Genomic DNA, 19,319 nt, shown 5'->3' with positions numbered 1-19,319 from the left:
GAATTTTCACTTGGCGTTTCGCAGCCAGCGGCTGATGCGGTTCACGGACAGGACGGTGGCCACGATGACCAAAGCGGGTGCGTACACGAGCCATGGCGCCGTGACGTACGTTTTGCCCGAGGCGACCAGGAGTCCCCAGTCCGAGGCAGGGGGTGGATCGCCGTAGCCGAGGAAGGCCAGGGAGGCGATGATCAGGATGGACGTGCCGAACTGCAGCACCGCCAGGACCAGCACTGACCGGTAGGCGTTGGGGAGGACATGTCCCAGCAGTGCGTGCAGACGGTTTCCGCCCTCGAGGTAGGACGCTTCAACGAAGGTGGCACTGTGGACCCGCATCACTTCTGCCCGCATCAGCCTGGCAAAGACGGCGACGGCGGACACTCCGGTGGCGATGGCCGCGTTGATGGTCTGGAAACCCAGCGAGCTGACGATGACCACGGCTAGGAGGAAGCCGGGAATGGCCAGCAGGACGTCAACGAAACGGCCCAGGACAGCATCCACCCAGCCGCCACGGAACCCACTGGCGAGGCCAATGATGCTGCCGATCACGAGCCCGATGAGCACAGCCACCAGGGCACTTGTCACCGACGACGCGGTTCCGTAAACCACCCGGGCGTACTGGTCGCGGCCAAGGTAGTCAGTTCCGAACCAGTGGGCGGCGCTTGGTGCCGCCAACTTGCTTGCGGTATCGCCTGTGACGGGGCTGAGGGAGGTGAAGAGGCCCGGGATCAGTGACCACAGGATGACCACGAGGATCACTGCGAAGGACAGGAGGACGGTTGCCGGCGGCAGGCCGGCGGTGAGTTTCCTAGGTGCCGATCCGACGTCGCGAAGCTGCGTGTTGCTGAGGATGGCAGTCACACCTTCTCCTTGAGTTTGCTCTCCCGGAGTTTGACGCGTGGATCCAGTAGGGGCGAGGCAAGATCAGCCACCAGGTTCACGGCAACAAAGATCACGGCTGACAGGGAAACGATTGCTTGAAGGACTGGCTGGTCCTCACCGGTTACTGCCTTTTGGACCACGGTGCCGATCCCGTCCCGGCCGAAGATGGTCTCAGTAATCACCGAACCGCCCAGCAGTTCTCCCACGATGAGCGCCACCATGGCCACCGACGGCAGGGCCGAAGGCTTCACCAGGTGCTTGGCGAACAGCCTTGCCTCAGTCAACCCGCGTGAGCGCGCAACCACCGCATACTCCTGCCGGGATTCATGGTCCAGGCTGGCGATCAGGACTTCGGCCAGGGGCGCTGAGACCGGGATGGCCAGGGTGATCGCCGCGAACAACGTGGCCACCGGACTGTTCGGATCGGTGGTGGTAAACGAGTGCAGCCGGAAGGCGAAGAACTCGATCAGAACCAGGCCGATCACGAAGTTGGGCACCGACAAGAAGAACGACGGTATGGACCGGACGATTGCAGCCCACTTGCCGGGCAGATACTGCGCGCCGTAGGCAATAGCCACGGCCAAAATGATGGCGATCAACAGGGCAGTTGTTGCCAGCGTCAGCGTTGAAGGCAGGGCGTCACCCACCAGTTGGGACACCGGGAGGTTGGACTGCAGCGAGAATCCCAGCTCTCCCGTTAGGAAGCGCCCCAAGGACAGCAGTAGTTGGACGACCACCGGCTGGTCCAGGCCGTAGAAGGCAACAATCCGTTGGATCTCTTCCTCGCTCAGTCCGTGCTGCGGGTCCCTGAGCGTATTGGTGATGGCATCGCCCGGGAGGACGCTGATGATCAGGAACGTGAACACATACGCGAGAAGCACGACGACGATCGCCTGGCCTGCGCGCGTCAAAGCAAAGCGCCGGTAGTCTCCTGTCACTGCGAAATCCAGGCGGTGTAGAAGTTCGCGTACGCCAGCCCGTTGTACTGGACGTCCTTGATCTTGGGGCTGATGAGGTACAGGCGCTGGACCAGCTGGTTGAGAGGGATGAAGTAGCCCTGCTCAAGGACGTATTGCTGCAGCTCGTCCGCAACTCTTTCGCGGGAGGCACGGTCCGAAGCCGTGGCGATCGCGGTGGAAAGGTCGTTCAGCTTCTGGTCGCTGGTTCCGAGACCGAACCAGTCCTCACCCTTATTCTGGCTGGTCAGGACTCCGGCGACCGTTCCGACGTCGACGAAGCTGCGCGAGGTTTGGAACAGCGGCGGCTTGCTGGCCTGCACGGCCGCGTAGCCGGCGACGTGCACCACCTTGAGGTTGACCTTAATACCCACCTTTTTGAGCTGCTGCGCGATGAGCTCATCCTCGGCCTTGGTGGACGGCACGTACGGGTTGGGCGTCAGGGTGAACTCGAGAGTCTTGCCGTCCTTGGAACGGTAACCATCCGAGCCGGATGCCCAGCCGGCTTCGTCGAGGACCTTGTTGGCCTTATCAGCGTCGAACTTGAAGGATTCGCTGAACTCGCCGGCCTCCGGCACGTTGCCCTGGATGAACGTTGTAGCGGCATTCCAATCACTGGTGTAGACGGTCTTGAGGATCTCTTCGCGGTCAATACCGTGCTGGATGGCCTTGCGGACGGCGGGGTCGTTGGTGGGGAAGGCCTGGGTGTTGACCTGGAAACCGTCGACGAAGCCCAGGTAGCGCGGCGTGCCCACTGTGAAGCCTTGCGCCTTGAGTGACTCGATTTCCTGCGGCTCCACGTTGAAGGCAACGTCAGCCTGACCGGAAACTACCGTCGATGTCCGGACCGAGGTGTCCTTGATGACTTTGTACGTGATGGTGTCCAGGCGTGCCGGACCGGTGTGTCCGAGCGCTGCCGGGCCCCAGTTGTAGTCCTTGCGTTTTTCCAGAACGTAGCTGTCGCCCTGCTTCCAGGACTTGACCACGAACGGGCCGCTGCCGATTTCCTGGCTGAGGTCCGCCTGCGCCTCGACAGGGAGTGCGAGCGTCTTTGGTGAGAGCAGGATGCAGCCGTGATACCCCAGTGTGGCGATGAAGCCGAGTGCGGGGGAGGAGAACGAAACCTTGACTGTGGCTGGGTCAGTGGCTTCGGCAGAGACGAAGTTGGTGGACGGGAACAGGCCCACCTTGCTGACGCCGCGGGTGGAATCGCCCTTCGCCCAAGCGGTGAGGTTGGCGACGACGGCTGCTGCGTCCAGCGGCGTGCCGTCGGAGAACGTCACGCCCTGCTTCAGGTGGATGGTGAAGTCCTTGGCGCCGTTGAGTTCTTCCCAGCTTTCGGCAACCCAAGGGCTGAGCTCGCCCTTTTCATTGACGTACACCAGCTTGTCCGTGATCTGGCCCCACAGGTTGCCCTCGTAGCTGGAAATGGACGTCTTACTGGAAACCCAACCGGTGTCATAACCCTGGATGAGGAAGGTGACATTGCCGCCATCCACGGGTGTGGTGGAACCGGCACCTGTGCTGGCGGTTGTACCGCCGCAGGCCGTGACGAGAGCAGAGGTGGACAGCGCGCCGAGGCCGGCGAGGAAGGCCCGTCTGCGGAACCCGGGGGTGTTGAAGGTATTCATGGGGATGCTCCTGATGCGTAATGGGATTGTGTTGGGGTAGTGCTGCGGGCAGGGCGGCTAGATGGCTTTGCCGGGATTGAGAAGTTGCTGGGGGTCGATGGCAGCCTTGATGGCGTGCTGCACCTCTCGGCTACGCTCTGAAAGTTCCAAGGCTGCCCATTCGCGCTTGATGGTTCCCACGCCGTGTTCTCCCGTGACCGTCCCGCCAAGGGAAAGCGCAACCTTCACGAGTTCAGTGGCAGCGTCCAGGAGGGAGGCTGGCGGGTTCGCGCCGTCGTCGGGCGTTTTGTCTTTGGTGATCAACGGATGCAGGTTACCGTCGCCGGCGTGCGATACCGCCGAGATGGAGACACCGAAGCGGGCTTCCAAGGCAGGGAAGGCCGCGTACACCTGGGGCAGTTGGGACTTGGGCACTGCGATGTCCTCGCCTATGTACCACTTGTCCTGCGGGAGGCCGCGGCCGCTGCGGCGCAGTTCCCAGAGCCGCACGCCGTCGTCGTCGGACTCCACCGTGACACGGCCGCCGGCAGCGGTGAGTGCTGTGGCGAGGTCGGCGGCCTGGTCGCCGATGCCATAGCCGTCGATTTCGATGAGGATCAACGCGGCGCCCCGTTCCCGCAACGCGGTTCCGGAGTGAGCGTCGATGTTGGCCAGGCTGGGGGTGTCGAAGAATTCGATGGCGGCCGGGCGTACCGGTGAGAGCGTGATGGCTGCGAGACCCTCGGCGCCCTCTGACGTGCTGTTGAAGAACGCGCTGACCGTTTTGCGGGCGATCGGGATAGGACGCAACCGGACCGTCGCTTTTGTGACGATGCCGAGAATTCCCTCGGAGCCGACGAACAACGAGGTCAGATCCAGTCCGGTAACGCCTTTGATGGAGCGGTGGCCAACTGTGATGAGGCTGCCGTCGGGCAGGACGACGTCGAGCGACAGGACCGATTCGCGCGTCACCCCATATTTGGCGCATCTCAGCCCGCCTGCGTTGGTGGCGATATTGCCGCCGATGGAGGAAATGTCGAAACTTGCTGGATCCGGGGCATAAAAAAGTCCGAATGGTTTCAGGTGCTTATTCAGATCTGCATTGATAACGCCGGGTTCTACCACCGCCACTTCGTCCAACGCGGAAACCTCGATGATGCGGGTGAGTTTCTCGGTGGAAATAACAACCTGGTCTGCGTGGGCGGTGGCACCGCCCGACAGGCCGGTCCCAGCCCCGCGCGGCACCACGGTCACGCCCAGTTCGGCGGCCAGTTTTACCGCTGCCTGAACCTCAGCCGCCGTCGCGGGAAGCACGACGGCGGGTCCCGGCTTTCCGCTGGCGGCTGCGGCTTTAGCGGTGGCTGCGTCGTGGCTGTAGCGGGTGGTCCCGGTGCCGGGCTCGCGGATCTCGATGCCTTTCGCACGTCGGGTGAGCTCGCGAATGTAGCCCTGGATGCGGGGGTGTTCGTGGATTGCGGTGTCTTCATGGGTGAGTTGCTGGGCTGTCATGCGGGCGTCTCTCTGTCCGGGTGCATGACAAGGCATTCCTGCGCGAAGCACCCAAAAGCTTTTGATGGATATCCCGGTCACAATTAACTGGGTCCTCAAAAGCTAACGGGAATCGGAATTTACGTGCGAATTTCTTGAAACTTCGATCAATACTTCTCAACCGGGGGTAGTAAATCTGACTATTAAGTAAAAGTAAGCAATTCTGCGACACCATTCTTTTCTCACGGTTCTGCCTCGCCTGCCAGTGCGACGAAGATGACGATTGTGGTCTCTTTGTTGCGCTCAGGCGTCGTCCCGAGAAGCCCAATGTCGCCGCATTACCGCTGGAGAGGTATCTCTTTGTTACGGGGGGGGTGACCTCCGTAATCTCGAGCATGCATCGGCTCTGAAGAAGAGCAAACCCTGCATTCCGCCTCCGATCGGGGCCTGGAGATTTTGCAGGGCCCGTCCATTTGTAAGGAATGACTGCGGTACAGGAGGGAGTGCGGTCAAGCCTCTCCGTGCCGTTGTCATTGGAAGGGGAGGGAGAAGTCTGCCTGAACCTGTACTCCACCAGGCCCCATGGTTTAACCGAGATGGATGTCGACTCGGGCCAGGCCTACTCCACTCGCGCGTCCAAGTCGGTCCGCGTGGGGAAGCGCCTTAACCAGTTGGCTGAGACGGAAAAGAACCTCCTGGCCACCCTGGAAACCCGGGCCACCATTGATCTGGCCGCCGGAGCCATCATGGCCCAAAATCGTTGCAGCCAGGAAGCGGCGATGAAGATCATGCAGGTCCTCTTGGACAAGTAGAGCGGGGATTGATGCGGCTCTCCACCCGGCCCCTCGAGGTTAGCAACAGAGAATCTCGGCGCTGCACCCCTTTCGGGCCCTAACACTAGGATGAATCGTCGTTCTGCCCTCGCGGGCGCGGCTGAGGCGGGTGAAACCGGTAGCTATGGTTATGCGTAAGGTTCACGGCCCTGGCCAGGCCGCTGGCCACCATGAGCTCGATCTTCTGGTTGCTACTGCTGGAGGCTTGGCCGAGCATGTCGAACGCGGCATCAGCGATGGAGCGGTCTTGGGCCAAGATGACACCAAACGGGGTGTCGATGATCGCACGGCCGGCCGTTGCGTTTTGAGGTCCTTGCTGCTGGAAGCCGGCCTATCTGACCAAACCCGTCCGACCGGCCCAGCTCCGGACCCTTATCCGGGAACTTTGCCCGCGCCTGGGTTTACTTGCACCCCTTGTGGGTGTGGAACTGCGGATGGCTCCTCCGGAGGAGCCATCGGCCAGATGGGAACGGAGATTCGACCGCTCGGCGGTGATCCGCTCCTCCTGCCTAAAGCTTCTTCAGTAAGCCTTTATCCATATCTTGTTTGTGGATTCGTGCCCGCCCCCGATCGTAGGTGTCCCAGGTCGAAGGAAGCGGACACCCCTAATAGCCATTAGCGAGGAAAACTTAGCAGGAAGGAACGCTCTTGAAGCATTACGAACCCTGCCTGCAGTAGTCCGACAATTCTTACGATGCGCACACATGTTGTGTTTTCAATCACGCCGGGAGCCGTGGACGAAGTCGCGGTTTGATACTTCGGGCGGGCCAAGTCAGGTTCAAAATGTCTACTACCGTCGAGTGGACGGTTCGGTTTCGACATCGACATCGGTGATTCGGTCCGGAACGCTCTTTAGGTGATTACACGGTGGCGACCTGCCAGAAATCCCACGAACATCAATGCCGCAAACACCGAGATCAGCAGAATAAGTGCAGGAGTCCATGAGCCAGTAGCGTCGTGTAGAGCTCCCACGGCTACCGGACCGATGGCGGCAAGAAGGTAGCCGATGCACTGGGCCATACCGGACAAGGAGGCCGCCTGGGTGTGATTGTGGGCCCGTAGGCCGAGGAAGGACAACGAAAGTACAATGGTGGCACCGCCAGCGATACCGGCGACGGTGGCCCATATTCCACCTAGCTGGGGTAGCGCCAGCAGGCCCAGGCTTGCTATGACGAAGACGGATGCCGCACCCACGGCCAGTATGCGTTGGTCCCGCAGACGAGGGATCAGGGCTGAGCACAGCAGGCTTCCGGCGATGCCGGCCGCGTTTAGGAAAAGCTGGTGCATGCCGGCAGTAGCAGCTGAAGTTCCAGCTGAGGCCTCGATGGATGGAAGCCAGGTGATGAACACGAAGAATCCGAAAGATTGCAGCCCCATGAAGGCGGTGACCTGCCACCCTAGAGCGGACGACCAAGGGGACCGCTGGCCCGTTGCAGGTTGTGGGTCCGTTTCATCGATGCGGCTATCGCCTTGGGGATCGACAGAGCGCCGGCGGAATTGGGGGGCAAGAACACCGATTGCAATCAACGCCAGTACTGCCCAGATTCCTAGCGGCAGTCGCCACCCAGCGGCGGTGAGTGAGGACAGGTAGATGGCGATGCCCGCTGCCGCTGCTGCGAATACGGACTGCACCGCGGAATACGCGCCGGTGATCTGTCCTATATGCCGCGGAAAATCCCTCTTTACCAGTGCAGGCAGTGCTACGTTGAGCGTTGCGATGGAGATGCCGATAAGTGCTGTTCCGCTCCAAAGCAATCCCAGACCTGGGAGGGAGCGCAGTACAAGCCCACATGCAAGAATTGCCAATCCCACACCAAGAGTACGCTCCAACCCGAGACGGCGGGTCAGCCGGGGAATTGAGGCCGAAACCGCGGCAAAGGCGAGCAGCGGCAGGCTGACCAGTCCGGACGCAAGGGCACTTGTTAGGCCGTAATCGTTGCGAATCTGATCAAGGACGGGGCCGATTGTTGTGATTCCAGCCCTAAGATTGCTGGCGACCAGCAACAGTCCGATCACTACGAGGGCCGGGCGCATCATTGTCTTGTCCGGCAAACTCACCATTGTCTTGTTCGACAGAGTCATCGTTCTTCCTGAAGTCGGTTTGTAGAGAGTGGCGGCTGCACGGTTGTGTGGGCGAGCCGGACCAGCTGATCCGCCATGTCGGCAGCAAGATCGGCGTCGTGCCTCTCAATGGCGTCGACGAGTTTGTGATGTAGTTCGTCCAGCTCTCGGAGTGCCTCGCTGCGAAGAGTTATGACGTCGGCGTCTAGCGAGTGCCACTGAACCAGAGCTTCCTCATTTCCGCCGGTACCCTGGCTCAGCTCAGCCAATAGTGCGTTTCCGGATGCTTGAAGCAAGGCTCGGTGAAATTTCAGGTCTGCAGCCACATATTGTGATGCGTCGCAAGCCTCAGTTCGGGCGTCCAGTGCGTCGCGAAGCTTGGAACGATCTGCATCCGTCGCGCGGACCGCCGCCAGTCGAGCTGCCTCTCGCTCAAGCAGCGCTCGAACCTCAGCCACATCAACCGCGCGGTTCTGTGCCACGCGCCGAGACAGAGCGGGTACGAGGTCGCTGGTTGCCACGACGACGGTACCGTATCCGGCCCCCGCGCGGAGCATGCCGGCGTGGACGAGAGATCGAGTGGCCTCTCGGACAGTGTTACGGCTTACGCCGAGATCTCGTGAAAGTTCCGTCTCGGTCGGAATGAGGTCACCCACTTTGAAGTCGCCGGCGGCAATTTGCCGGCGGAGCTCCTCTGCCGCTTGTTCGGCAAGGGTGATTTTCGCAGGGAGACGCGTCATATCGCCAACACTACTAAAGAGCCAAATGTAGGACAAATGACGCTTGCTGTTCTGTTGAGGCCGCGGTGATGTTCCCAAACCAGAAGAAAAAGCACGAGTCCGGGGGCGCCCCTTCGTGTACTCAAGAGTGCGGTGGTCTGCCTCAGGGACATTCCGACGCAGCGTAGCGATTTGGCTGCCCTCTATCCCGGGCGAGGGAAAGGGGCCAGACGGGGAAGACGCGACGCATATCTCGGGGTCCCGGAAATTCTCGAAGACTGTTGAAGGGAAGTCGTTGACCTTTTGCTCTGGTATAGCCGTATACCACCCGGATCAAGGAGCATGTTGCCAAAACCGTATTGCACCCCAGTGCTTGCAGTCCCGCACTGGGGCTCCCGCCGCCTAGGGTGTCTCGTCCGCGGGACGCCAGAAGATAGCCATGCCATTGAATGCAGGGAAGACGTGACCTTCCGAGAAGGACCGAACCACTTGCGGTTCTCCTTCTGGACTCCAAAGTCCCGTGGCAGGACAGTGGGAGCCGGTTGCTCCTGCGAGAGCAGCGCGCTCCCAAGGCAGTGCAGTGATGTGCTTCATCTTTGAACCCCATCTTGTGTGCTGGTCGACAAGCATATGAGGAAAGCGTACAAACCGCTTGACGCCTGCTCTATGGACACAAGCACAGAATTGCTGTGAGGACTAGTGCGCTCTCACAGTATGGTTGGACCTGAGATGACTTTCAAGGTTCCCGCGTTTGCTTTACGTCTGGGGTCGTGAAAAAGATGCCGGACCACTCCTAAGTCTCATTCTGTTGGAGCCGATGCTTCTTCTTCGCGTGGAAGCCGCTCTCACTGCTGCGTTCGAAAGACTGCCGCTAGCGAAGAAGGGTCCTGCCCTCCTGGTCCGTCCGTACTACGCGGAGTTTCGGCGTCCCAGCGTGCCTCAATTGGCCTGCCACCTCACGGCAGTGCAGTCTCAGCCGCGGCATAACCTTCTGGACCCGGACTCTCGCGCAAGCCCGCGTCAGTTATCGGCAACAAATGGGCGAGCGAAACAACTTGGTTTGGTGCAGGCGCACGTTTCCGGGTCCGGCTAGTAGTCACCGGTAACCGTGCGGTATAGCTGGGTTGACTTCTGGGAGATCGTTCCTGTGCTCCTTGGAAGGTCTGGTGTGGCCCCCCTAATCGTTTACTCAGGGGAGCTGGAGCCTGGTGTTCCCTGGAAGCAGCAGGGACGGGCTTATTCGGTAATGCATGTATACAGCCGCGGACATTCACCTGATGGACAAGCCCTCCGCTGAGCTGCATGCCCGACACGCGATCAGCTTAGGGAAGAGCTCTTATGGAACTGGAATGCCATTGGGAAGACCTCGCTTTCGTCACTCACGGCATCCTTAAGACCATCTACTTGAACCAGGGCTTGTCAATCCTTGTTGCCCACCGGGGAGCGCATGCTGGCTATAGCTTGCTGCGGGTTCTTCTCCTTTACGGTCTGGAGGGACGGTTCCGGACACGGCAGGCTGTGTAGTGGCGGGCAAGTCAATGCCGTGCTGTCGGTGCTCGAGAAGTTCGGCGGCGGCTGCTACCACTCCGGGGTCTGCGCGTCCCGATTTACACTTCTCATTTCGCCTCTGGGAACGCTTACTGTGCGAGGTGGCCCGCGACTTGGAAATCCGTCACGATCACCAACCGTCGCGACGCAGGAAGCTCGCAACTATGCACTAAGACCTTGACAGTACTCAAATGCCACAGGCATCTCACTCGTTACGGAGTAACGTCTCTTCCCTTGAGGACGTTGCGGGGTCCGGGACTGATGACAAGTCGACTGTGGTTGATGCCTCTCTGCTTAGACGTGCAGTCACGGGGTCCATCGTTGGAACGATCATGGAGTGGTACGACGTCGGCGTGTTCGGATATCTGATTGTTACCGTGGGGCCGGTATTCCTGCCGGAGTCGGATCGAAACGTTCGAACCCTTTTTAGTGAGACCGCGCCCAAGCCCAAGCGCCGCCGCACCCTCGAGATCGGAGTGGCTGCAGGCTTGGTCCTCTTGTTTGGTGCAGATGCCGCCGTGGCTTCTGTTGTTTCGCAGAACGAGCAGGCTGCCCAGACGCCCCGGCACCGACCACGACCCCTGCGGCCGAGCACTGAATGCCGCCACCTACATTGGCACCAACCCGGCCATCAAGTCTCTCGTCAAGATCAACGGCGAATCCATCAGCATCATCGCCGGTGCAGCCTCGGGCGGAGCCCAATTGGTGGTCAAACCAGGATCAACTCGGCGGGCGACCTCGAAGGCAAAGTGCTGAGCACACCCAACTGTGCGGGACCCAGGACGATGCTCTCGGCGCCTGGTCGAGCGATCAGGGCTTCAAAGCCGCCGTTGATGGCGGCGGCGACGTCAACATCAACCCGACCGAAAACGCGCAGTCCCTGAACTATTCCAGGACGGAAAGCTCGACGGCGCGTGGTTGCCTGAGCCGTGGCCTCCAGACGGCTTCGCCACAGTCCTCGTCGGGTACGCCGATGACTGCGACCTAAGCGACGCCGGGAATTTTCTGGATCTCGGCCTCGACTTCAGAGCAGTGGACGTTGTACCCGCCGGTGATGATCATGTCGGCATTGCGGTCCTTGATGTACGGGTAGCCGCACTGCTCCCACTGACCGATGTCACGCGTGTGGTTCCAGTCGTCCACCTTAATGTCGGCAGTGGCCTCCGGTTTTCAGGGACTCGTTCGGGTTTACGACCTCGCCAAAGCCGAACGCGATAAAGTCCTTGCCCGGTTTGATGCAGGCCATTCGTGGCGTCCTGATCCTGCCAGGTATTCGAAAGCGCTCCATGTTTTCGAGACCAACCGGCAGCCGTTTCGGTGTCGGGCAGCGAATGACGGCCGACGTTTCTGTCCTGCTCGAAATACGGCTGGGCCGTCACAGGACAGGCACGCCAATTCCTGCCGGGCCACGTTCCGTTTGTCTGGTAGGAGTCCGGCAAATTCTTTGGCGGTCCATTCCGTGCCGTCCAGAACACTCTTTGCCATATTCAAGGTAACCTCCTCGTGAATTGATGTCTGGGAATGAGGATCTGGTTTACCGTCTGTGCGCCTTGGCCGTCCGAATCTGTATAGCCTACAAATCCACCAGTGCCCGCGCGGCCCGGGACGTGATGCACCTAAGAGACCAAGAACGATACACCTGGGGCTACGGAACGGGTGTTACGATTTTGAGCTGGGCCGACCAGGAATATGGCTGAGAATAGACTTAGTGAAGCCGCCATCGACACAGATGTCCTGCCCGGTGACGTAGCCCGCCAAGGGGCTTACGAGGAATTCGATAACGTTGGCAATGTCCGTGGGCTCTCCGATTCTTGCCAACGGGATGATGTTCTCCCTAGCCTTTTTGATTTGGGGGTCGGCGTACATTTTTTCGGTCATCGGCGTGTGGGTCATTCCCGGGGAGACTACGTTGACGCGAATTCCTTCTGGTGCCCATTCCAAGGCGAGCGTTTGGGCCAGCATCGTCAGCGCAGCTTTGCTGGGGCTGTAAGCACCTGATCCTGCGTGTGGTACCTGACCGGATTGGGAAGAAGTGAAGCAGGCGGAGCCGCGGCTCTGCCTTAAATGGGGGTAGCTTGCTTTGGCCAGGAGCCACGGGCCGCGAAGGTTGACGGAGAACATCTCGTCCCAGTCTTCAAGTGACACGTCACAGATGGCGCCAGGGTTTGCAATTCCAGCGTTAGCTACCAGTGCGTCCAGCCCGCCAAACTCGGATACCGCGGCTTCTACCAATTTGCCTGGCACCTCCGGGTCACCAAGGTTGCCAGTTAGCGCGATGGCGGTGCCGCCCATTGACTGTATTGAATGAACGACTTGCTGCTGGTTACCGTTTGATTCATGTCCCGCGACTGCGATCATCGGGTGCACGCCACGAGCCAGAGCCGCCTCTGCGATTCTCAAGCACGTCGCTGCTCCTATGCCGCTACTTCCGCCAGTAACTAAGGCTTTCATGGCCCATACTCCTTTATTATTAGTTCACATGCGAGAAAATGCTGATGAAAAAATCCATAAGCTTCAGGATCTACCAGGTTCATTGGCTCTGATAATCGATTCGCAGTGTGAAGTATTTACATTAGTTTTCTTTAGGTCTACGGCTACCGGGCCGTGATCCCAGACTTCGGGCTAGTTTCCCAGTTCCCAGCCATGGTTTTCAAGGTCCTGCATTGCCTTATTGAATTCTTGGACCGGGTCCTCTTCGCGAATGATTTCAAGAACGACGTTGCTGACTCCGCATGTTTGCCTAACGGCATCGCCTAGTCCCGTCCAGTCGATCACTCCGGTGCCTATTGGATCGTGGCCCCAGGTTTCCGTACCTGTATCGGAAATATGCACCAGGCCAATTGATTCATGGTGGGATAGCAGGCTTTCTACAGGATCTTCTCCTATGTAGGCGGCGTTGGCGACGTCGTAGACGATTTTGACTGAATCATCGTTGATAGTGCTTACGACGCCGGCCAGGTCCTGGATAGTGGGGGTGAAGCAGTAGGGGGTGTTTTCGAAAAGCAGTCGTGTGCCGGCCTGTTTGGCCAGTGGAATCAGATTCTCCAAGCTTTCGTGCATCCAGCCGTGGACCATGTCGAGTGATGGTGAGATCATCGGGCGTCGTGTGCCGGGGGAGATCACAACATCGGTAACATCCCATGCTGCAGCCAAGTCGATTACTGACTTGATGTGCTCGATGCTTTTGCGACGCATGTTAGCGCCAGGGCTGGCCAGGTTGATGTCGTACCCGCCGGCATTGAGTGACCTGATTTTGGCGCCGTATTCAGTGAGTCTCGTATGTGTTGCCACGCGCTCGGTGCTGGAGATTTCATCAGGCCAGCAGTGAGGAGAGCTTACCGGAACTTCAAAAGTTTTATATCCATGATCGACCAGTTCGGCTATTGCATCAATTGCTGTGGAAGACCACAGATAGGAAAATGTATTAATGATCATGTGATTCACGTGAAAAAATCCTCTCTATTCCGCGCCTATGGAGAAATTGTTTTTCGTTCATAACGCAATGAATTTAATGTGTGCAGGGATCGCACCCCGGCGAGCGGGGCGGCTAACCAGAACCTGGGAAGAGATTCCCCTTGTGGCCTGATCGAGCCGCCACGACCTTCCTGAGGGAGCATGGGCGCCTACTAGGAGCGATTGGCTTCGTAGGTGCCCATCGAAGAGCTCGAGACCAAGTGTTCGCCTTCGAGTACTTCAGGGTCAGCAAGTGCCACGGTGTCGCGGTTACCTCGGGCTCCGGTCTCCGGGAGCGTGAAGTAGACGATGAGGCTGAGGGCGACAATAGCGATCATGTACACCGCGACAAGCATCGGCTGCCCGGCGGCGACAAATGCAGCGGCGATCAGGGGCGCGGTGCCACCGAAGACGGCAATAACGATCTGGTGTGCGAAACCGATACCCGATACCCGGACGGATGCCGGGAACAGTTCTGCCTGGATGGTTGGATAGACCGACTGCCAGATACCGAGGACCACCCATCCGGACGCCGACACAAGAACGTAAACACCGAAGCCGGGCTGGTTCAGCAGGAGGAGCATGGGGTAGAAGAGCACGATCATGCCGATGGCCCCGATGATTGGGAAGATCTTCCGACGGCCGAGTCGATCAGAGAGCGCGCCGCAGACCGGCACGATGATAACGAGCAAGACTAGCCCGATAACGCTCCCGGCAAGGGTGGAGGCCAGGTCCCGGCCCGTGGTCAGCTTGGCGTAGGTGGGAAGGAACGTGGCCCAGGTGTAGTAGGCCACAGCCGGGGCAGAAAGCGCTGCGGCCTGCAGCAGCGCTTTCGGGTGCTCGCGAAGCAGGTCCATCAGGCGGGCCGCGCCGGACTTTTGATCGACGAGGGCGCCTGCCTCAAACTCAGGGGTTTCTTCAGAGCGGGCACGCAAGACGAGGCCGACGATGCCGAGGATGCCGCCAATAACGAACGGGATACGCCAGCCCCAGGCGGCGAGGTCCGCCGGAGAAAAGGATGATGTCACCAATGCCGCAGCGCCGGTCGCGGCCAAGGTTGCGAAGCCGCTCGCCATGTTGGTGAACGAGCCGAACAGGCCCCTCCGGTTGGCGGGGGCGTGTTCAACCATGAAGGCGATGGCGCTTTGCCCCTCGCTACCGGCCGAAATGCCCTGGATGATGCGTGCAATCAGGAAGAGTACGGGCGCTGCATAGCCGATGGTCGCAAATGACGGCGTGAGGCCGATGATGAGCGAGCCGAGCGCCATCCCGGCGATGGACAGCGTCAGGATCAGCCTGCGGCCGAAACGGTCGGCCAGTGGCGAGATGATTATTCCGCTGAGTGGGCGGACAACAAACCCGATGGCGTAGGTGAGCAGTGCTGCGACAAGGGAGGCGAATGCGGAATCGCTGGGAAATATCTGTGACGAGAACACCGCCGCGAGCAGGCCGTAAATGTACCAGTCGTACCACTCAACGAAATGGCCGATCGTTCCCGCCACCAGATTGAGGGTGCGTCGGGGTGTCTTTGCCGCTTCGGGAAGCTCCGAAGCGCCGGGACTAACTACGGCTTCTTTTGAGGTCTTCATTGAACTCTCCATATTTTCACGTTTGTTGCGGAGGGGGTATGGGTATGCCCGGGCATCTCGGGGCCTGGCCCCCTTGCTGAACTGCCCGATAACTTAGTCGACTGCCAGGGCCTACAGCCGGATCAACGTCTAGGCGCTGTCCGACTGGAAGTGGAGACGAAGCGTTCCAGACTCGTCAGATTTACTGAATGAGATCGGTTGCTGAGATCGGTTGCAGGCAACAATACGGATGAGATGTGATGCTTGTCAACGTCTTATCTGAATGTGCCTTGTTCGTGCCGATATGGCAGGACGCCACGTCGGTTCAATCGACCGAGAGGGGCGCCTCGTTGTCGAATTCCTGGAAATCCACTCCGGACCAAGCGCACTCCAGGCGGCCGTACACCGACCAGTAATCATCCCAGTGGGTAAGTTTCCACTGGTCGCGCTCAAGGCCGCGGCGGGTGAGCCGCGAACGCAGGACGTCTTGCGGCACGCGGATCCGTATCACTGTGATTGCGGGGGAGGGCCATTGGAAGTCTTTAGCAGCACGCGTAATGTAGTCCGGGTCGTTGAAATAGGCCCCAAAGGGTGCGTCAAGGACCACTGATCGGCCGAGACGCAGGTTTATTCCCGCCACGTCCATCAGGGTCTCGTACTCGAGGGGCAGCAGATTGGCGCGATAGTAGTCGTTGGACTCGCGGTCGCTGGGATCATGCCCGGTGGCAGTCAGCGCGAATTCGACGAAACGGCCACTGACCCGGTCCTTGTCCAGGTACGCGGCATCGTGCTGTTGTGCTGTTCGTTGGGCAACGGTTGTTTTCCCTGAGCCTGCCGGTCCAATAACAATGAAGACGTGGGGCGACATTACTTGCGGGCCTCGGCTACCGCTGCGAGGAAAGCCCGGGCTGCTTCGGTAACGCGGGTAAAGTCGCCGTCCGGTTGCCATGCTTTGGTTACGTAGCTGCCCACGCCGACCCCTGCTACGCCAGCGGCGAACCATTCGCCGACGTTTTCGAGGGTTACTCCACCTGCCGGCATGATCGGCAGATGCGCCAGCGGAGCCAGCACGGATTTAGCGTAGGCGACTCCTCCGGCCTCGGTCGGGAAGAGCTTGAGTATGTCGGCGCCGGCCTCCGCGGACTCGACGAGTTCGGTCGGTGTAAAGGCTCCGCTGATGGTTGCTATCTGGTAACGGTTCGCCGTACGGATCATCGCGGGGTTCAGCTGAGGACTGACAAGGAACTGAGCGCCGGCCCGGATGCATTCGTACGCTGAGTGCTCGTCCAACACTGTTCCAGCGCCGATAGCCACGCCGGAGGACCCGTGTTTAGCGGCGAGCCGACGGATCACGTCTACGGCGCCTGGAATTGAAAGAGTGATCTCGAGCGCCCGGAACCCTCCTTCGATGGCGGCTTCGGCAACGCGCTCTGCAAGTTCGGCGTTCTCCAGCCGCACGATGAGGACGGCACCTGACTCGTCGATGGTTTGCAGGGTGCGAAGTTTCTTATACATGCTGGCCTCTCTTCGGCCGGGCATCTCCAACTTTTGAGTCGCCCGGCACTGGGTGGTGTTTTGATGTCGTTGACAAACTCTCCCACCATCCATAGTGTTATTGCAACCGATCTCAGCAACCGATCTCATACAAGGGGGTATTGCGGTTGACTCACGTACGCACAATCATTCTGGGTGCTTCCCATTGGCATGTTCCGCTCTGCGCGGAGGCCATTGGCGAAGAGCACGAGGTGATCGGAGTCGGCGACGACGACGTATCGCGGGTGCAGGTAAAGGAGCTGGCCGAAGGCTGGGGGGCCCCGGTTGAAGCCGACTGGCGCAAGCTGGTAGATCTCCCCGACGTCGGGCTTGCCTATGTATTTGGTCCCCATGACGGAATGGCCGAGAAGTGTTTCGCCCTGATCGAGCGCGGTATCCCGTTCGTCGTCGAAAAGCCGTTAGGAACCTCCCTCGGCGAGCTATCTGCCGTGCGTCAGGCCGCGGAGGCGGCAGGCGTTCCTGCAACTGTGCCCCTGGTCCAGCGGGGCGGGCCCACAGAAAAATGGCTTGCCAAGGCGGGGCGTGCCACGTACCAGCGAGCCTCCTTCATTGCTGGCCCTCCGGCCCGGTATCTCGCCAACGCCAATCCTTGGATGCTGGACCCGGTCAAGGCTGGTGGGGGTTGTTTGGCCAACCTGGCTCCACATTTTGTCGATCTATTCCTCCGGGGCAGCGATGAGTCAGCCGCACATGTGGACTCCAGGCTCTCGTCGGTTCTTCACAACCAGGCTGTCGAGGATCATGCGAGCCTCATCATCACAACGCCGGAGGGACGCGAAGCCATTGTGGAGGTTGGGTACGCTTTCCCGGGTTCGCCGCTTAAGCGCTACTGCAGCTTTACCTCGGCCGGTGAGGCAGGATTCGCCACTGTTGATTCGGATGGCACAGCTACTTTCACGGCACTGGACGGCACCACGGAGGTGGACAAGATCAATGTGGATAGTGACCCGCTTTACGATCCGTTTGTGCGGAGTGTTGCCCGGACGCTGGAAGATGGATTCCGGGGCCTGACTTCTCTGGCCCAGCTCGAAAACGTTATGCGCCCCATTTGGCAGGCCTATGACGACCAGCACGGAGGAAGAAAACATGCCTGACTTGAGTATCGACGTCGTTGCCAAAGCTGCCGGTGTCCATCGGTCAACTGTCTCCCGGGCGTTCTCACGCCCCGAGGCGGTGAAGAGTGAAACACGCGAGCATATCCTCCGGGTCGCCGAGGGGCTCGGCTACACGATGAGTCCACTCGCGCAGGCGCTTCGGCGCAAGACAAGCACCTTTATCCCGCTGATCGTCCCTGACATCACGAACCCTTTCTTCGCGGAACTTGCCAAGGCGATGACACAGGCAGCTGACGATCGCGGCTACCAGCTGCTCCTCTGCGTCACCAACGGGGACCCGGCCAAGACCGACGGGTACTTCACTGCGATGCAGGCGATGTACGCGCCCTTCGGGATTGTGGCACCCTCAACGAAGGTAGATAGCGAGGCTATGAAGCGCTTCGCTTTCGGCCACAAGGTTGTGGTGATCGACAGAGTGGAAGGTGATGCCTCTGTTCCCACCGTCACCGTCGACAGCCGCCAGGGAATCACGATCGCACTGGACCACCTGCGCGGCCTTGGGCATACCTCGATCGGTTATGTATCCGGCATCGCCGGGACGCACACCGCCCAGGACCGGATGGACGCCTATCTTCAACTGACGGCCCTAAGTGGTGGCACGCCGATTGTGCTGGACAGCGGTTCAGATCTTGATGCGGGCACGCGCGGCGCCGAGCATTTTCTGCAGATGGATAATCCGCCAACGGCAATTATTGCAGCCAACGACATGGTGGCCTTTGCCGTGATTTCGGCGCTCGGCCAACGTGGCGTGCGCGTACCCGAGGATGTGTCGGTCATCGGGTTCGATGGTCTCGCTCTCGGCGCCCGGTTCAACCCTCCTCTAACCACGGTTCGCCAGCCGATCGCCGACATGGGAGATATTGCCATCGAACTGGCCGAGAAACAGAACATTGACGGCTCCGTGGACCATATCGTCCTCGAACCTCAGCTTCTGGTCCGCGGCTCCACTTCCGGACCGCGCAAATGAGCGGGGGACAGAAGCCGACGCTCCGACGCCTGCCAGGGCTCCAGCACACAGACCACGTCGGCCTGACCGTGCCAAACCTTGAGGACGGCATCCGGTTCTTCGTCGAAGTCCTCGGAGCTGAAGAGCTCTACCGCTCCGAACGCGGACCCGACGAAGAATTCATGCCGACAAATTTCGAAGTCCCGTCAGATGCGAAGCTCACGCTCGCCATGCTGCGCCTGCCCCCGAACCTCAACATCGAGCTTTTCGAGTGGAGCAGCGCTGAGCGGCGCGATACGCCGCCAAGGCACTGCGACGCCGGCGGCCACCACCTGTGCTTCGTCGTCGACGACGTCGACGAAGCCATCGCCGTGCTGCAAGCAACACCCGGGGTACGCGTGCTCGGTGAGCGCAAGGAAGTCGCCGGCGACAGCCCCCGCGTAGCAGGCAACCGCTGGACCTACTTCATTACCCCCTGGGGATTGCTGATGGAAATCGTGGATCGATCACGCGTCGCAGCCCCGCCCCGGCTGGTCGGTCCCGCGGACTGGACAGCAACTCCACCCACTCCAGAAAGGACATAAAC

Annotated in this window: 18 protein-coding genes and 2 pseudogenes; 7 read left to right on the top strand and 13 right to left on the bottom strand. The window is 60.0% G+C overall.

The features are described from left to right. Positions 1 to 6 precede the first annotated feature (6 nt). From J7I86_RS06120 to J7I86_RS06105, 4 genes are read right to left on the bottom strand one after another with little or no spacing between them, the layout of a single operon-like run. Positions 7 to 861: an ABC transporter permease gene (locus J7I86_RS06120; protein ID WP_214817468.1), complete on the bottom strand. Its 855-nt coding sequence runs from the start codon at positions 859 to 861 to the stop codon at positions 7 to 9. Continuing rightward, on the bottom strand, positions 858 to 1,820 hold the full coding sequence (locus J7I86_RS06115) for an ABC transporter permease (protein ID WP_214817465.1): 963 nt from the start codon (positions 1,818 to 1,820) through the stop codon (positions 858 to 860). The genes J7I86_RS06120 and J7I86_RS06115 overlap by 4 nt, the downstream gene beginning before the upstream one ends. Beyond that, on the bottom strand, positions 1,817 to 3,469 hold the full coding sequence (locus J7I86_RS06110) for an ABC transporter substrate-binding protein (RefSeq protein WP_214817462.1): 1,653 nt from the start codon (positions 3,467 to 3,469) through the stop codon (positions 1,817 to 1,819). Before J7I86_RS06110 ends, J7I86_RS06115 begins: the two co-directional genes overlap by 4 nt. Before the next feature lie 57 nt (positions 3,470 to 3,526). Then, positions 3,527 to 4,957 (bottom strand): FAD-binding oxidoreductase, encoded by a 1,431-nt coding sequence (locus J7I86_RS06105; protein WP_214817460.1) that lies wholly within the window; start codon positions 4,955 to 4,957, stop codon positions 3,527 to 3,529. Positions 4,958 to 5,418: 461 nt separating this feature from the next. Between J7I86_RS06105 and J7I86_RS06100 the strand changes: the two genes are divergently transcribed. Continuing rightward, positions 5,419 to 5,748 (top strand): ANTAR domain-containing protein, encoded by a 330-nt coding sequence (locus J7I86_RS06100; protein WP_214817446.1) that lies wholly within the window; start codon positions 5,419 to 5,421, stop codon positions 5,746 to 5,748. 85 nt (positions 5,749 to 5,833) lie between these two features. Here J7I86_RS06100 and J7I86_RS06095 read toward each other — a convergent pair whose 3' ends face one another. The 3 genes from J7I86_RS06095 to J7I86_RS06085 form a co-directional block, all read right to left on the bottom strand. Continuing rightward, entirely contained in the window at positions 5,834 to 6,025 is a 192-nt protein-coding gene (locus tag J7I86_RS06095; protein ID WP_214817444.1) for a hypothetical protein, read from the bottom strand. 596 nt (positions 6,026 to 6,621) lie between these two features. Continuing rightward, positions 6,622 to 7,851 carry an MFS transporter gene (locus tag J7I86_RS06090; RefSeq protein WP_214817442.1) on the bottom strand — a complete coding sequence of 410 codons (1,230 nt, stop codon included), beginning with the start codon at positions 7,849 to 7,851 and terminating at the stop codon, positions 6,622 to 6,624. Further along, complete coding sequence (locus J7I86_RS06085) at positions 7,848 to 8,570, bottom strand: FadR/GntR family transcriptional regulator (protein WP_214817439.1); 723 nt, start codon at positions 8,568 to 8,570, stop codon at positions 7,848 to 7,850. Before J7I86_RS06085 ends, J7I86_RS06090 begins: the two co-directional genes overlap by 4 nt. A gap of 1,317 nt (positions 8,571 to 9,887) precedes the next feature. Here J7I86_RS06085 and J7I86_RS06080 point away from each other — a divergent pair. The 3 genes and pseudogenes from J7I86_RS06080 to J7I86_RS22650 form a co-directional block, all read left to right on the top strand. Continuing rightward, positions 9,888 to 10,073, top strand: coding sequence for a hypothetical protein (locus J7I86_RS06080; protein WP_214817419.1), 186 nt, complete (start codon positions 9,888 to 9,890; stop codon positions 10,071 to 10,073). 299 nt (positions 10,074 to 10,372) lie between these two features. Beyond that, a pseudogene (locus J7I86_RS22655) lies at positions 10,373 to 10,525 on the top strand (MFS transporter); the annotation flags it as partial. A gap of 42 nt (positions 10,526 to 10,567) precedes the next feature. Then, positions 10,568 to 11,030: pseudogene (locus tag J7I86_RS22650) on the top strand (sulfonate ABC transporter substrate-binding protein); the annotation flags it as partial. Positions 11,031 to 11,081: 51 nt separating this feature from the next. On the opposite strand, the gene J7I86_RS06075 reads toward J7I86_RS22650, so the two are convergent. The 6 genes from J7I86_RS06075 to J7I86_RS06050 all read right to left on the bottom strand — a co-directional run bounded on the left by J7I86_RS06075 (position 11,082) and on the right by J7I86_RS06050 (position 16,633). Continuing rightward, a complete protein-coding gene (locus tag J7I86_RS06075; protein ID WP_214817416.1) occupies positions 11,082 to 11,240 on the bottom strand; it encodes a hypothetical protein in 159 nt (52 codons plus the stop codon). Positions 11,241 to 11,756: 516 nt separating this feature from the next. Beyond that, positions 11,757 to 12,548, bottom strand: coding sequence for an SDR family NAD(P)-dependent oxidoreductase (locus tag J7I86_RS06070; RefSeq protein WP_214817413.1), 792 nt, complete (start codon positions 12,546 to 12,548; stop codon positions 11,757 to 11,759). 171 nt (positions 12,549 to 12,719) lie between these two features. Then, positions 12,720 to 13,532 carry a sugar phosphate isomerase/epimerase gene (locus J7I86_RS06065; protein ID WP_286179429.1) on the bottom strand — a complete coding sequence of 271 codons (813 nt, stop codon included), beginning with the start codon at positions 13,530 to 13,532 and terminating at the stop codon, positions 12,720 to 12,722. A gap of 191 nt (positions 13,533 to 13,723) precedes the next feature. After that, a complete protein-coding gene (locus tag J7I86_RS06060) occupies positions 13,724 to 15,139 on the bottom strand; it encodes an MFS transporter (protein WP_214817407.1) in 1,416 nt (471 codons plus the stop codon). Between the two features lie 304 nt (positions 15,140 to 15,443). After that, on the bottom strand, positions 15,444 to 15,986 hold the full coding sequence (locus J7I86_RS06055) for an ATP-binding protein (RefSeq protein ID WP_214817404.1): 543 nt from the start codon (positions 15,984 to 15,986) through the stop codon (positions 15,444 to 15,446). Next, positions 15,986 to 16,633 (bottom strand): bifunctional 4-hydroxy-2-oxoglutarate aldolase/2-dehydro-3-deoxy-phosphogluconate aldolase, encoded by a 648-nt coding sequence (locus J7I86_RS06050; RefSeq protein WP_214817401.1) that lies wholly within the window; start codon positions 16,631 to 16,633, stop codon positions 15,986 to 15,988. The genes J7I86_RS06055 and J7I86_RS06050 overlap by 1 nt, the downstream gene beginning before the upstream one ends. 146 nt (positions 16,634 to 16,779) lie before the next feature. On the opposite strand from J7I86_RS06050, the gene J7I86_RS06045 reads away from it, so the two are divergent. The 3 genes from J7I86_RS06045 to J7I86_RS06035 are packed head-to-tail and all read left to right on the top strand — an operon-like array spanning position 16,780 to position 19,317. Next, a complete protein-coding gene (locus J7I86_RS06045; RefSeq protein ID WP_214817398.1) occupies positions 16,780 to 17,766 on the top strand; it encodes a Gfo/Idh/MocA family protein in 987 nt (328 codons plus the stop codon). Next, positions 17,732 to 18,754 carry a LacI family DNA-binding transcriptional regulator gene (locus J7I86_RS06040; protein ID WP_286179420.1) on the top strand — a complete coding sequence of 341 codons (1,023 nt, stop codon included), beginning with the start codon at positions 17,732 to 17,734 and terminating at the stop codon, positions 18,752 to 18,754. Before J7I86_RS06045 ends, J7I86_RS06040 begins: the two co-directional genes overlap by 35 nt. Beyond that, on the top strand, positions 18,751 to 19,317 hold the full coding sequence (locus J7I86_RS06035) for a VOC family protein (protein ID WP_214817381.1): 567 nt from the start codon (positions 18,751 to 18,753) through the stop codon (positions 19,315 to 19,317). Before J7I86_RS06040 ends, J7I86_RS06035 begins: the two co-directional genes overlap by 4 nt. The last annotated feature ends 2 nt before the right edge of the window (positions 19,318 to 19,319 follow it).

It is taken from the genome of Arthrobacter sp. ISL-95 (assembly GCF_018613695.1).
In the GTDB taxonomy this organism is placed as follows: Bacteria; Actinomycetota; Actinomycetes; order Actinomycetales; family Micrococcaceae; genus Arthrobacter.
This window is presented reverse-complemented; position numbering and strand designations above follow the sequence as displayed.

Coding starts and splice junctions, on each gene's coding strand:
- J7I86_RS06080 (WP_214817419.1), top strand. CDS start 9,888: ATGGAACTGGAATGCCATTGGGAAGACCTCGCTTTCGTCACTCACGGC.
- J7I86_RS06035 (WP_214817381.1), top strand. CDS start 18,751: ATGAGCGGGGGACAGAAGCCGACGCTCCGACGCCTGCCAGGGCTCCAG.
- J7I86_RS06110 (WP_214817462.1), bottom strand. CDS start 3,469: ATGAATACCTTCAACACCCCCGGGTTCCGCAGACGGGCCTTCCTCGCC.
- J7I86_RS06085 (WP_214817439.1), bottom strand. CDS start 8,570: ATGACGCGTCTCCCTGCGAAAATCACCCTTGCCGAACAAGCGGCAGAG.
- J7I86_RS06090 (WP_214817442.1), bottom strand. CDS start 7,851: ATGACTCTGTCGAACAAGACAATGGTGAGTTTGCCGGACAAGACAATG.
- J7I86_RS06065 (WP_286179429.1), bottom strand. CDS start 13,532: ATGATCATTAATACATTTTCCTATCTGTGGTCTTCCACAGCAATTGAT.
- J7I86_RS06105 (WP_214817460.1), bottom strand. CDS start 4,957: ATGACAGCCCAGCAACTCACCCATGAAGACACCGCAATCCACGAACAC.
- J7I86_RS06070 (WP_214817413.1), bottom strand. CDS start 12,548: ATGAAAGCCTTAGTTACTGGCGGAAGTAGCGGCATAGGAGCAGCGACG.
- J7I86_RS06040 (WP_286179420.1), top strand. CDS start 17,732: ATGACGACCAGCACGGAGGAAGAAAACATGCCTGACTTGAGTATCGAC.
- J7I86_RS06055 (WP_214817404.1), bottom strand. CDS start 15,986: ATGTCGCCCCACGTCTTCATTGTTATTGGACCGGCAGGCTCAGGGAAA.
- J7I86_RS06100 (WP_214817446.1), top strand. CDS start 5,419: ATGACTGCGGTACAGGAGGGAGTGCGGTCAAGCCTCTCCGTGCCGTTG.
- J7I86_RS06060 (WP_214817407.1), bottom strand. CDS start 15,139: ATGAAGACCTCAAAAGAAGCCGTAGTTAGTCCCGGCGCTTCGGAGCTT.
- J7I86_RS06050 (WP_214817401.1), bottom strand. CDS start 16,633: ATGTATAAGAAACTTCGCACCCTGCAAACCATCGACGAGTCAGGTGCC.